This window comes from Ralstonia pickettii (assembly GCF_000607165.1).
Taxonomy (GTDB): domain Bacteria; phylum Pseudomonadota; class Gammaproteobacteria; order Burkholderiales; family Burkholderiaceae; genus Ralstonia; species Ralstonia holmesii.
The window spans coordinates 77,301-89,435 of record NZ_JFZG01000002.1 but is presented as its reverse complement, the minus strand read 5'-3'; the positions used below and the strand labels follow the sequence as shown (position 1 = coordinate 89,435).

Annotated in this window: 16 protein-coding genes; 15 read left to right on the top strand and 1 reads right to left on the bottom strand. The window is 65.6% G+C overall.

All coding sequences use genetic code 11. From position 1 onward, the window contains the following. The first annotated feature begins 15 nt into the window (after nucleotides 1-15). The 14 genes from BG83_RS0100415 to BG83_RS0100350 all read left to right on the top strand — a co-directional run bounded on the left by BG83_RS0100415 (nucleotide 16) and on the right by BG83_RS0100350 (nucleotide 9,721). Nucleotides 16-519 (top strand): nitrate reductase cytochrome c-type subunit, encoded by a 504-nt coding sequence (locus BG83_RS0100415; protein WP_024974862.1) that lies wholly within the window; start codon nucleotides 16-18, stop codon nucleotides 517-519. 12 nt (nucleotides 520-531) lie between these two features. Further along, entirely contained in the window at nucleotides 532-1,119 is a 588-nt protein-coding gene (locus tag BG83_RS0100410; RefSeq protein WP_024974861.1) for a cytochrome c3 family protein, read from the top strand. Nucleotides 1,120-1,174: 55 nt separating this feature from the next. Then, entirely contained in the window at nucleotides 1,175-1,807 is a 633-nt protein-coding gene (ccmA, locus tag BG83_RS0100405; RefSeq protein WP_024974860.1) for a cytochrome c biogenesis heme-transporting ATPase CcmA, read from the top strand. Further along, on the top strand, nucleotides 1,804-2,472 hold the full coding sequence (gene ccmB / locus BG83_RS0100400; RefSeq protein WP_024974859.1) for a heme exporter protein CcmB: 669 nt from the start codon (nucleotides 1,804-1,806) through the stop codon (nucleotides 2,470-2,472). The genes ccmA and ccmB overlap by 4 nt, the downstream gene beginning before the upstream one ends. 4 nt (nucleotides 2,473-2,476) lie before the next feature. Further along, nucleotides 2,477-3,262, top strand: coding sequence for a heme ABC transporter permease CcmC (ccmC, locus tag BG83_RS0100395; protein WP_024974858.1), 786 nt, complete (start codon nucleotides 2,477-2,479; stop codon nucleotides 3,260-3,262). Then, nucleotides 3,259-3,411: a hypothetical protein gene (locus tag BG83_RS29625; protein ID WP_200869016.1), complete on the top strand. Its 153-nt coding sequence runs from the start codon at nucleotides 3,259-3,261 to the stop codon at nucleotides 3,409-3,411. The genes ccmC and BG83_RS29625 overlap by 4 nt, the downstream gene beginning before the upstream one ends. Further along, nucleotides 3,408-3,878, top strand: a complete 471-nt coding sequence (gene ccmE / locus BG83_RS0100385; RefSeq protein WP_024974857.1) for a cytochrome c maturation protein CcmE — start codon at nucleotides 3,408-3,410, stop codon at nucleotides 3,876-3,878. Before BG83_RS29625 ends, ccmE begins: the two co-directional genes overlap by 4 nt. Further along, complete coding sequence (locus BG83_RS0100380; RefSeq protein WP_024974856.1) at nucleotides 3,875-5,893, top strand: heme lyase CcmF/NrfE family subunit; 2,019 nt, start codon at nucleotides 3,875-3,877, stop codon at nucleotides 5,891-5,893. The genes ccmE and BG83_RS0100380 overlap by 4 nt, the downstream gene beginning before the upstream one ends. Then, the gene (locus BG83_RS0100375) at nucleotides 5,890-6,432 is read left to right on the top strand and encodes a DsbE family thiol:disulfide interchange protein (protein ID WP_024974855.1); all 543 of its coding nucleotides are present in this window, start codon (nucleotides 5,890-5,892) and stop codon (nucleotides 6,430-6,432) included. The genes BG83_RS0100380 and BG83_RS0100375 overlap by 4 nt, the downstream gene beginning before the upstream one ends. After that, the gene (locus BG83_RS0100370; protein WP_024974854.1) at nucleotides 6,425-6,895 is read left to right on the top strand and encodes a cytochrome c-type biogenesis protein; all 471 of its coding nucleotides are present in this window, start codon (nucleotides 6,425-6,427) and stop codon (nucleotides 6,893-6,895) included. Before BG83_RS0100375 ends, BG83_RS0100370 begins: the two co-directional genes overlap by 8 nt. Then, a complete protein-coding gene (gene ccmI / locus BG83_RS0100365) occupies nucleotides 6,892-7,791 on the top strand; it encodes a c-type cytochrome biogenesis protein CcmI (RefSeq protein WP_024974853.1) in 900 nt (299 codons plus the stop codon). Before BG83_RS0100370 ends, ccmI begins: the two co-directional genes overlap by 4 nt. A 95-nt stretch (nucleotides 7,792-7,886) precedes the next feature. Then, nucleotides 7,887-8,972 carry a bifunctional DNA-binding transcriptional regulator/O6-methylguanine-DNA methyltransferase Ada gene (ada, locus tag BG83_RS0100360; RefSeq protein ID WP_024974852.1) on the top strand — a complete coding sequence of 362 codons (1,086 nt, stop codon included), beginning with the start codon at nucleotides 7,887-7,889 and terminating at the stop codon, nucleotides 8,970-8,972. A gap of 6 nt (nucleotides 8,973-8,978) precedes the next feature. After that, complete coding sequence (locus BG83_RS0100355; RefSeq protein ID WP_024974851.1) at nucleotides 8,979-9,242, top strand: Ada metal-binding domain-containing protein; 264 nt, start codon at nucleotides 8,979-8,981, stop codon at nucleotides 9,240-9,242. A 38-nt stretch (nucleotides 9,243-9,280) separates the two neighbouring features. Then, nucleotides 9,281-9,721: a hypothetical protein gene (locus BG83_RS0100350; protein ID WP_024974850.1), complete on the top strand. Its 441-nt coding sequence runs from the start codon at nucleotides 9,281-9,283 to the stop codon at nucleotides 9,719-9,721. 71 nt (nucleotides 9,722-9,792) lie between these two features. Here the strand turns inward: BG83_RS0100350 and purM are convergent, their stop codons facing one another. Continuing rightward, a complete protein-coding gene (gene purM / locus BG83_RS0100345) occupies nucleotides 9,793-10,848 on the bottom strand; it encodes a phosphoribosylformylglycinamidine cyclo-ligase (RefSeq protein ID WP_024974849.1) in 1,056 nt (351 codons plus the stop codon). Between the two features lie 164 nt (nucleotides 10,849-11,012). Here purM and BG83_RS0100340 point away from each other — a divergent pair, with 164 nt between their 5' ends. Next, the gene (locus BG83_RS0100340) at nucleotides 11,013-12,083 is read left to right on the top strand and encodes an AI-2E family transporter (protein WP_024974848.1); all 1,071 of its coding nucleotides are present in this window, start codon (nucleotides 11,013-11,015) and stop codon (nucleotides 12,081-12,083) included. The last annotated feature ends 52 nt before the right edge of the window (nucleotides 12,084-12,135 follow it).

The following is a 12,135-nucleotide window of genomic DNA, read 5'->3' as shown; positions in this document are numbered from 1 at the left end:
CAACAGGAAAATGTCATGAAGCTCAGCCGACTCTTGGGACTGCCAGCCGCCATCTGCGCGCTGTTGCTGGCGACCCTTGCCAACTTGCCCGCGCAGGCTCAAGGCGTGGTCGACGCCATGCGCGGCTCGACGCCGATCACCGCCGAATCGACACCGCCGATCCTGTATCCCACCGAGAACAGGGACGTGCGCCGCGAGCGCAACTACACCGGGCAACCGCCGACGATTCCGCACAAGATCGACGGGACGTACATGTATCAGATCAACAAGGACCACAACGGTTGTCTGTCCTGCCATGCGCGTACGAAGGCCGAAGAGATGCGCGCTATTGCGATCAGCCCCACGCACTACGTTGACCGCGATGGCCATCAACTGGCCGACGTTTCGCCGCGCCGATTCTTCTGCACGCAATGCCACGTGCCGCAGGCCGACGCCAAGCCGCTTATCACCAATACGTTTGTCGATGTCGATGAACTGCTCAAACGCAAGCCTGATGGCAAGAGCGTTGGCAAGAACTGAGGCGGTGCAGCCATGTTCGACCTGATCAAGCGCTACTGGCGCACCATCAACCGGCCCAGCGCGTATTTCAGCCTGGGCTTTCTGACGTTGGGCGGCTTTGTTGCCGGCGTGGTGTTCTGGGGTGCGTTCAACACCGCGATGGAAGTGACCAACACCGAGGCGTTCTGCACGGGTTGCCACGAAATGCACGACAACGTATATCAAGAGCTACAGAGCACGATCCACTACACCAACCGCAGCGGTGTGCGCGCCATCTGCTCCAACTGTCACGTTCCGCACGCCTGGACGAACAAGATTGCACGGAAGATGCAGGCATCCAAGGAAGTGTGGGGCAAGATTTTCGGCACGATCGACACGCGCGAGAAATTCGAGGCGCACCGGCTTGAGCTGGCCCAGCACGAATGGGATCGACTCAAGGCCAACGATTCATTGGAATGCCGTAACTGTCACAACTACGACTCGATGGACTTCACGCGGCAAAGCCCGCGCGCGTCGGCCATGCACGCCCAATATCTGGGCAGCAAAGAGAAAACCTGTATCGACTGCCACAAGGGTATTGCGCACCATCTGCCCGACATGTCGAAGATGAAGACCGAGTAAAGCACGTGAACGTGCTGCCGGCGCTAGACCCCGTTTCACTCAGCCCCCCAATGCCGTGCTTGTTGCCAGCCAATTGACGTTTTCGCGCGCCGGCCGTCGGATCTTCCGCGAGCTGGACCTCTCGGTGTCGGCGGGCGAGCTGGTGCAGGTAACGGGCGCGAACGGCAGCGGCAAGACCACCCTGCTGCGCGTGCTCTGCGGCCTTCTGGCACCGGCAAGCGGTGCGCTCACGTGGCATGGTGCGCCCGTACGCAGCGGCGACCCCGCCTTCCTCAATGCGCTTTGCTACGTTGGCCACACCAACGGCATCGACCCAGATCTCACTGTGACGGAGAGCCTGCGTCTGGCCATGCAACTGGCCGGATCGCACGATTCGGCATCCGAGCCGTTTTGCGTCGGCCAAGCGCTGGAAGCGCTCGAACTCGGCAAGCTGGCCGCCACGCCCGTGCGCAAGCTTTCGCAAGGCCAGCGTCGGCGAGTGGCGCTGGCGCGCTTACTGCTCGCGCGGCGCGCACTGTGGCTGCTCGACGAACCGATCGCCTCGCTCGACGACCGCGCAGCCGACCTCTTCACAGCACAGCTCGATGCGCACCTGCGTGCAGGCGGCATGGCAATCATGGCCACGCATCAGTTGCTGTCGCGTCCGCACGGGGCAAATCGCGTGCTTCGGCTTGGGGGCACCGCATGAAGCCGATGCTGATGGCCATCCTGCGGCACGATCTGGCGCTGTCATGGCGGCGGCGCGGCAACCTCGTCGGTGGCGTGGTGTTCTACGTCATTGCGGCGAGCCTCTTCCCCCTGGCCATCGGCCCCGACCCGCAACAGTTGCGCATGCTTGCGCCGGGCATCCTGTGGGTCGCGGCGCTGCTGGCGTCGATGCTCTCGCTCTCTCGATTGTTTGCGCAGGAGCACGCTGATGGCAGCCTCGATCAATTGCTGTTGTCGCCACACCCGCTTGCCTTGATTGTGCTGACGAAGATTGCCGCGCACTGGCTCGCGAGCGGCTTGCCGTTGCTGCTGCTGACGCCCATCCTGGCCCAGCAGTACAGCCTGCCGCTGCATGCAACGCTGCTGCTGACAGCCACGCTGCTGATCGGCACGCCTGCCATTGCGCTGATCGGCGCCGTTGGTGCAGCGCTCACGCTGGGCGTGCGCAATGGCGCAGCGCTGCTGTGCATCCTCGTCCTGCCGTTGTGTGTGCCCGTGCTTGTGTTTGGTGCGGGCGCGGGTTCGGCGGCCGATGCGGGGCTTGATGTCATGCCGCATTTCTCGCTGCTGGGCGCTTGCCTGGCGCTATCGCTGTTTGTCTGCCCGCTGGCTGCCGCCGCCGGGCTGCGCATTGCCGTGGAATGACCCGATGACGAACCGCTCCGGACTCCACAGCACCTCCATCGCTGCGCGCCAACCTGTTTTCCGACGCTGGAACTGGCTCGCGTATGCGTCGCCCGTGCGGTTTGATCCGCTCGCGCGCAAGTTGGCGCCGTGGTTTGGTGTGGCCGCACTCCTGTTCCTCGTCGCCGGCCTCTACGTCGGTTTTGTTGTGGCGCCAACCGATGCGCAACAGGGCGAGGTCTACCGGATCATCTTCCTGCACGTGCCGGCTGCATGGATGTCGATGTTCATCTATCTGGTGATGGCCGGCTATTGCGCGCTGGCGCTGGTGCTGCGCACGCGGCTTTCGTCGATGATGGCCTCGGCGCTGGCGCCCACCGGCGCGCTGTTCACCGCCATTGCGCTGTGGACAGGCGCGCTGTGGGGCAAGCCAACGTGGGGCACGTGGTGGGTGTGGGATGCGCGGCTGACGTCGGAGTTGCTACTGCTGTTTCTGTACCTCGGCTTCATCGCGCTGGAGAGCGCCATTGAAGACCCGCGCCGCGCCGAACGCGCCTGTGCCGTGCTTGCCGTGGTGGGCGTGGTCAACATCCCCGTGATCTATTTCTCGGTGCAGTGGTGGAACACGCTGCATCAGGGCGCGTCCATCAGCCTGACGGCGGCTCCGTCCATGGCGATGACGATGCTGCTCGGCATGTTGCTGATGACGCTCGCGTGCTGGATGTACAGCATCTGCGTGGCGCTGATTCGCGTGCGTTGCATCATGCGCGAGCGCGCCGACGATAACCACAATCTGAGCACGCCGGCATGAGCCAGTTCTCCGTCAACCACGTCGACTATATTGCGGGCGCGTTTGCCGTGGCCGCCATCTGCATCGCGGCCGAGTTGCTGCTGCTCGCTCGCCGCTGGCACGCAGCCAATCGCACCCATCACTCGCATCCTGACGGCAGCGACCAATGACACGCAGACAACGCCGCCTCGGCATCCTGCTCGCCGCGCTGGTGTGCGCGGGTGCGGCTACCGCCCTCACGCTGAATGCGTTCCGCTCCAATCTGGTGTTCTTCTTCAGCCCAAGCCAGATCGCCGCCAAGGAAGCGCCTGTTGCACAGGTCTTTCGACTGGGTGGCCTGGTCGAACGCGGCTCCATCCAACGCGAACGTGACGGCATGACCATCCGCTTTATCGTCACCGACACAGCGCGCGGTGTGCCGGTCGTCTACCACGGCTTGCTGCCAGACCTGTTCCGCGAAGGCAAGGGCGTGGTCGCGCGCGGGCGGCTTGGCGAGGATGGTGTCTTCGTCGCCAATGAGGTGCTCGCCAAGCACGACGAAAATTACATGCCGCCCGAAGCCGCTGATGCCTTACGCCGCGCCGCGCAAGTCAACGAACAAATGGCGAAGGAATCTGCCCGGAGCGCGTCGCGATGATTGCCGAGCTGGGCCACTTCGCGTTGATCCTGGCGTTGCTGACTGCTGTCATGCAATCCGTGCTGCCGCTGGTTGGCGCGGCGCGCGACAACGAGCGCTGGATGGCCGTGGCGCGTCCCGCTGCGCGCATGCAGTGCGCGCTGGTGCTGCTGGCGTACAGCGCGCTGACGTGGGCTTTCGTCAGCAACGACTTCAGCGTGCTCTATGTCGCCGCCAACTCGAACAGCGCGCTGCCGCTGCCCTATCGCGTGGCCGCAGTGTGGGGCGGCCACGAGGGATCGATGTTGCTGTGGACGACGATGCTGGCGCTGTGGTCGCTGGCCGTGTCGTTGTTCAGCCGACAACTGCCGTTGCCCGTCGTGGCGCGCGTACTGGGCGTGATGGGCGCGATCAGCACGGGGCTGCTGCTTTTCCTGCTGTTGGTGTCCAACCCGTTCCTGCGCCTGTTGCCGCCGGCCATGGAAGGGCGCGACCTCAACCCGCTGCTGCAGGACCCCGGCATGGTGTCGCATCCGCCCATGCTCTACATGGGTTACGTGGGCTTTGCGGTGGCGTTTTCGTTTGCGATGGCCGCGCTCCTGTCGGGTCGGCTCGATGCCACTTGGGCGCGCTGGTCTCGGCCCTGGACAACCGCCGCCTGGGCATGCCTGACGACCGGCATCATGCTCGGCAGCGCCTGGGCGTACTACGAACTCGGCTGGGGCGGCTGGTGGTTCTGGGACCCGGTCGAAAATGCCTCGTTCATGCCGTGGCTGGCAGGCACGGCGCTGATCCATTCACTGGCGGTGACGGAGAAGCGCGGCGTGTTCCGCGCGTGGACGGCGCTGCTCGCCATCTTCACGTTCTCGTTGAGCCTGCTCGGCACGTTCCTCGTCCGTTCGGGCGTGCTGACGTCAGTGCATGCTTTTGCGGTGGACCCAAAGCGCGGTCTGTTCATCCTGGCGTTGCTGGGCATCGTGACGGGCGGTGCGCTGGCTCTGTTTGCGTGGCGCGCAAAGCGGTTGTCCAGCGGCGCCTCGGAAGGTGCGACGTTCTCGTTGTTCGCGCGTGAATCGTTTCTGCTGGCCAACAACGTGCTCCTCGCGGTGGCTGCCGCCACGGTGCTGCTTGGCACGCTTTATCCGCTGGTGCTGGATGTGCTGCAGCTGGGCAAGATTTCGGTCGGTCCGGCGTATTTCGAGCAAGTCTTTGTGCCGCTGATGTCTCCTGCGGTGCTGCTGATGGGCGCGGCGCCACTGGCGCGCTGGCGTCACGGCGCGCTGCCGTCGATGGCCGTGCGGCTGCGCTGGGCGGCGGCGGCTAGTGTTGCCGTGGGACTTGGGCTGGCGGTGTTTTATGGAACGTCCGCGCTGGCGGGCCTGGGGCTGACGCTGGCCGCATGGTGTCTTGCGAGTGCGCTGGCCAGTCTGGCCGAAAAACTTCGCCAGCCCGGCAATCGACTGATGACGCTGCGACAGTTGCCGCCGAGCTACTTCGGCATGCTGGTAGCGCACGCAGGGGTGGGGGTGTTCATCGCAGGCGTCACGCTGGTGCTCAGCCAGGAGACGCTACGCGAGCTGCCGGTGCGCGTGGGCGGCACAGTTGAGGTGGGTGGCTACATGTTCCACCTCACCAACGTTGCGCCGGCGCAGGGCCCGAATTACGACGTCTTGCGTGGCCACGTCGAAGTCAGCCACAACGGCAAACCGGTGGCCACGCTGCTGCCCGAGCGGCGCCTGTACCGCAGCCAGGAAACCCCCACGACCGAAGTCGCCATCGACACCGGCATCACACGAGACCTTTATGTCGCGCTGGGCGAATCACTCGGACAAGACAACTGGGCTATGCGCATCTACATCAAGCCCTTCGTCAGCTGGATCTGGGGCGGCTGTGTGCTGATGGTGCTGGGCGGCCTGCTGGCGGTGTGCGATCGCCGCTACCGGCTGCGCCGCCGCTCCACAGCGCCGCGCACCACACCCGACGCTGCACTGGCCGGCCCATCACTGGCGATACCGGCGACCGAGGAGCCACGGTGAAGCTGCGCTACGTGCTGCCGCTGGCAGCGTTCTTCGTTCTGGTGATTGCGCTGGCGGCGGGGCTGTCGCGTGACCCGCGTGAACTGCCCTCGCCGCTGGTCGGCAAGCCCGCCCCGGCGTTCAAGCTGACGGCACTGGAATCGACTGCCGGCCCGATCACGCCGCAAGACCTGCGCGGCAAGGTGTGGATGCTCAACGTCTGGGCGTCGTGGTGCACCGCCTGCCGCGCAGAGCACACCGTGCTGAACGCGTTCGCCAAGCAATCCTCCGTGCCGATCTACGGGCTGAACTACAAGGACGACGCCGACGCTGCACGCGCGTGGCTCAAACACATGGGCGATCCGTATGTCGCGTCACTCATCGACGCAGACGGCAAGGTCGGCATCGACTACGGCGTCTACGGCGTGCCGGAGACCTTCGTCATCGATCGCGCCGGCGTGATCCGCTACAGGCAGGTCGGCCCCGTGACGGCCGAGTCGATGGAACGCAAGATCGTGCCGCTTCTGCAGCAACTGGAGCAGGAAGGTGATCATGCATAAGCGCCTGGCCGCGCTCGTTATAGCAGGCGTCGCGGCGTTCGCGTTGCAAATGCCCGCCTATGCCGCAGCGGCGGACGTCGATCTCGACACCCGTGTCCACGCGCTGTCGGAGCAACTGCGCTGCCTCGTGTGCCAGAACCAGACCCTCGCCGATTCCAACGCCGACCTGGCCGTCGACTTGCGCCGCCAGATTCGAGAACAACTCCGTGCCGGCGCCACCGAGGCCGCCGTAAAGGACTACCTCGTGCAGCGCTATGGCGATTTCGTCCTGTACCGGCCGCCCGTCAAGCCGCTGACCTATCTGCTGTGGTTCGGCCCAGCACTGTTGCTGATGGCGGTGGTATTCGGCATCGTGTCGTCCCGCAAACAGCAGAAGGCGCCCCCTGCCGAGATGGACGCTGACGCGCAAGCGCGCCTCGCCGCCCTGCTTGCAGGGTCGCCACCGGAAGACCCCCGCCCATGACCGTGATGACCTTGTTCTGGCTGCTGGCGGCCGCCCTCACAGCCGTCACCATGGCGGTTCTGCTGACGCCGTTGTTGCGACGCGCGCGCAACGATGTGGGCGATACGTTCATCCAGAGCCCCACCGCGCGCAGCCAGATGATCCGCTGGTACCAAGACCAGCTGCGCGAGTTGGATGCCGACCTGCGCACCGGCGCTATCGATGCGGCGGGCCACGCACACGCACGCGCAGAGCTTGGCCGGCGGTTGCTGGACGATACGGCCGACACCGCCAGCACCTCGCAGGTGCGCCCCGACCGCCGCGCCGTTCTGCTCGCTGCAGTGCTGCTGGCTGCGTTGCCCACGTCCGCCGTGCTGCTCTACCAGCACCTTGGCAAGCCCGCCTCGCTGTGGATGCCGGGCGACATGATGACCGCCGCTCGCAGCGATCACACCGGTGGAGACGCGCAGATCGAATCGATGGTCAACAGCCTCGCGCAACGGCTGCGCGACACGCCCGACGACGCACCCGGCTGGGCATTGCTCGCGCGGTCCTACAGCACGATGGAGCGCCCCGCCGACGCCGTCGCCGCCTATGCGAAGGCGGTGGCCCTTGCCCCCGACGTCGCCAGCCTGCGTGCCGATTACGCCGACGCACTCGCTACCGCCCAGGGCGGCGCCCTCGCTGGTGCGCCCATGGAGCAGGTGCGCCTCGCCCTGAAGGCCGACCCGGACGAGCCCAAAGCGCTGGCACTGGCTGCTTCCGCCGCCGTCGAACGTGGTGACGTGAGCGATGCAATCGCGCAGTGGGAACACCTGTACCGGCTGCTGCCGCCCGAATCTGCCGGCGCCAAACAGATCGCCGCCAACTTGGCCGCCGCGCGCGCCGATCAGCAAAAAGCACCCGGCGGCAAGTGACGCGAGCGGTGCTTCGAATTTGACCGCAAGACCCGGAGTGCCCGGCCAGACGGACGTACCTACAGTACAGTCATCGCAGTCCACTGGATGACGCCATGCAAACCTCCGCCCGCCCCGTATCGGACAACCCCCTCGTTGCACACGACCCGCGCTGGGCTCGCGTGCTGGCGCGCGATGCCTCTGCCGACGGGCAATTCGTCTATGCGGTGAAGACCACTGGCGTGTATTGCCAGCCGAGCAGCCCGTCGCGCCTGCCGCGCCCGGAAAACGTCGAATTCTTCGACACGCCTGCCGACGCAGAAGCCGCCGGTTACCGTCCGAGCCGCCGCGCTGCCCCGGATCAGACCACCGTGCGCGCGCAGCAAACCGCGCTTGTCGCGCAGGCCTGCCGCCGCATCGAGGCAGCCGACACACCGCCCACGCTCGACGCGCTCGCGCAAGACGCCGGCCTGAGCCCGTATCACTTCCATCGCCTGTTCAAGAGCGTCACGGGCCTCACGCCCAAGGGCTACGCCGATGCGCATCGCGCCCGCAAGCTGCGAGCGCAACTCGGGCGCGGCAGCACCGTCACCGAGGCCATTTACGACGCCGGGTTCAACGCGAGCAGCCGCTTCTACGAGGCGTCCGACAACGTGCTCGGCATGACAGCCAGCCGCTACCGCGCAGGCGGCGCCCAAACGACGATCCGCTTCGCGGTGGGCGAATGCTCGCTCGGTTCGATCCTGGTGGCGCAGAGCAATCGCGGCATCTGCGCGATCCTGATGGGCGACGACCCCGACGCCCTCGTGCGCGATCTGCAGGACACGTTCCGGAAGGCCGAACTCATCGGTGGCGATGCGGGCTTTGAAGACCTCGTGGCTCGCGTGGTGGGGCTGATCGAAGCGCCATCCATCGGGCTAGAGCTGCCGCTGGACGTGCGCGGCACTGCGTTCCAAGAACGCGTGTGGCAAGCGCTGCGCGAAGTCCCGCCGGGCAGCACCACAAGCTACGCCGAGATTGCCGCGCGCATCGGCGCACCCAAGGCGGTACGCGCAGTGGCGCAGGCCTGTGCGGCCAATCACATTGCGGTGGCCATCCCGTGCCACCGCGTGATCCGCCGAGACGGCAACACCTCGGGCTATCGCTGGGGCGTGGAGCGCAAGCTGGCGCTGCTGGAGCGCGAAGCGCAATCCGCCGCATGAAACCGCGTGAAAACGTGGACCCTCATCGGCGCCAGCGGCCAACCCTATGAGAGCGCCGCGCCCGGCACGCTGGGCGGGCATCGGCGGGCACGTATCTATGGCCGGCTCGATTGCGCGGCTGCACGCCGGGCCATTGCACGCGGCGGTTACGTGCGCCATCGCGTGTTCTTCCTCAACGAAGCCGACGCGCGTGCCGCAAGCTACCGGCCTTGCGCGGTGTGCATGCCGCAGGCGTATGCGGCATGGAAACGATCGGTCAGTTCCGGGTAAAGTCGTGGGCTGAACATCGCCGACACGCTCCGCACATCATGACCAAACCCCTTCTGCTTGCCGCGCTCACCGCTCTCGCGCTGGCGGGCTGTGGCCGCTCCGACGACGCGCACAAGCCTGCCGCGCCCGCTCCGGCTTCCGCACCTACAGCCTCGGCCCCCGGTGCATCCAGCGCGGCCAATGCGCCGGCCGCCAGCGCGCCCGCCGTCAGTGAAGCGGAACAGACCAAGGCCGTCGATCTGGCCCGCGCCGCCATCGACAAATACAAGCTGACCACCCTGCCGCAGGAGTGCCTGTCGTTCCTGGTAGACCGGGCCGATGACACCCACAACAGCGTCGAAGTGCTGGAAAACCACACGCCGGCGTGCGGCGGCGACCCGAACACCGCACCGCGCGTCGTCACGTTGCTCATCGACAAGAACACCGGCGCACTGCAGAAGGACGACCCGGCCACCGGCGAATACGTCCCGCTGAAATAAGCGCCCGCAAGACGACGCGCATAAAAAAACCGCCGAATGCATCGGCGGTTTTTTTTGGTGCGAACCTCGCGTCAGACCACGATCGTCTGCGCTTCGCCCGCTTGGCGTGCGCGGATTTCGCCGATCTGGTAGACCGTCTCGCCCGCGTCCTTCAGGTGCGCGATGGCGGCCGGCGCGTCGGCTGCCGACACGATCACCACCATGCCGATGCCGCAGTTGAACACGCGGTGCATTTCGTCATCGGCCACGTTGCCGGCCTTCTGCAGCCACTGGAACAGCGGCGGCAGCGTCCATGCGTCCTTGTGCAGCACGGCGGTCAGGTTGTCTTGCAGCACGCGCGGCACGTTTTCGGTCAAACCACCGCCGGTGATGTGCGCCATGCCCTTGACGGTCAGCTTGTCGATCAGCGACAGCAGCGGCTTCACGTAGATGCGCGTCGGCGCCATGATGGCGTCCTGCAGGCGCTGGCCGTGGAAATCCGCATTCAGGTCCGGGCGCGACACCTCGATGATCTTGCGCACCAGCGAGTAGCCGTTCGAATGCGCCCCCGACGATGCCAGGCCCAGCACCACGTCGCCCTCGGCAATGGTCGTGCCGTCGATGATCTTGCGCTTTTCGACGGCGCCGACGGCAAAGCCGGCCAGGTCGTATTCGCCGTCCGGATACATGCTCGGCATTTCAGCGGTTTCGCCGCCGATCAGCGCGCAGCCGGCCAGCTCACAGCCCTGGGCGATGCCCTTGACCACGGTGGCGGCGGTGTCGACGTCCAGCTTGCCGCAGGCGAAGTAATCCAGGAAGAACAGCGGCTCGGCACCCTGCACCAGGATGTCGTTCACGCTCATGGCGACCAGATCCTGGCCAACCGTGTCATGGCGGTTCAGCGCAAAGGCCAGCTTGAGCTTGGTGCCCACGCCGTCGGTACCGGACACCAGCACCGGCTCCTGATACTTCTTGGACAGCTCGAACAGCGCGCCGAAGCCGCCGATGCCGCCCAGCACGCCTTCGCGCATGGTGCGCTTGGCAAACGGCTTGATGCGGTCGACAAGGGCGTCACCCGCCTCGATGTCGACGCCCGCGTCGCGGTAAGACAGGCCGGTCGATGCGGATGGGGTTTCGGAAGCGCTCATACAGTCGTCTGAATTGAAAAAACCGGGAAAGAAAGCGAGACGGCGGCGGGAAGTCACAAAAATCGGACCCGCCCGTCCAGTAAAATCGCGATTTTACCGGATGCGGCCACCCCGATGGCCGCTTTTCCGACTCGTCCACCCCGCCATCGGAACCGTCGCCCCCCATGAACGCCCCCGTGCTGTCGCAGGAAACCAAGCGCACGCTCGCCTGGATCGCCGTGGCGCTTGTCTTCCTGGCCCTGCTCAAGGCGCTGGCGCCCACGCTGACGCCCTTCGTCTTCGCGTTCATCCTGTCGTACATCCTGCACCCGGGCGTGGAATGGCTGCAACGCCGCCGCGTGCCGCGGGTGCTGGGCGTGTTTTTGATGATTCTGGTGCTCTCGGTGGTGGGCGTGGCGCTGATGCTGCTGATCCTGGCGGTGCTGCAGCGGGAAATTCCGGCTATCCGGGAGCAACTGCCCGGCATGCTCGCCAAGCTCAACGCATTTCTGTCGCCCAAGCTGGACGAATTGGGTCTGCATGTCAGCTTTGATTTTCCGGGCCTGCGCGCGCTGCTCACCGAACAGCTCGCCGCCAGCCCGGACGACGTGGTGACCCGGGTGCTGACCTATCTGCGCGTGTCGGGCTCGGCAGCCATCCAGGTGCTGGGCATCTTCTTCCTGGTCCCAATCGTGATGTTCTACCTGCTGATGGACTGGAACATGCTCATGCGCCGGATCGAAACCGCCGTGCCGCGCCGCTGGCTGCCAAAAACGCGCGAACTGGCCGCCGAAACCGATGGCCTGCTCTCGCAGTACCTGCGCGGCCAGATCATCGTGATGCTGATGCTGGCGGTGTACTACTCGGCGGGGCTGGCACTGGCCGGCTTTGACGTGGCGCTGCCCGTAGGCATCTTCACGGGGCTGGCGGTGTTCATTCCGTACATCGGCTTTGGCGTAGGGCTCACACTGGCCATCCTTGCCGCACTGTTGCAGTTCGGCAACCTCTACGGCTTGCTGGCAGTCGCCGTGGTGTACGGCATCGGCCAGTTCCTGGAAAGCTTCTACCTGACGCCGCGTCTGGTGGGCGAACGCATCGGCCTGCACCCGCTGGCGGTCATCCTCGCCTTGCTGGCTTTTGGCCAATTGTTCGGTTTTTTCGGTATCCTCCTCGCCCTACCGATGAGTGCTGTGCTGCTGGTCGGTTTGCGGCAAATTCGGCAGCTTTACCTGGGCAGCCGGCTCTACCAGGACTGAAAGCCACTGAAGGCAACTGAAGGCAACTGAAGGCAACTGAAAAGTACGGCGA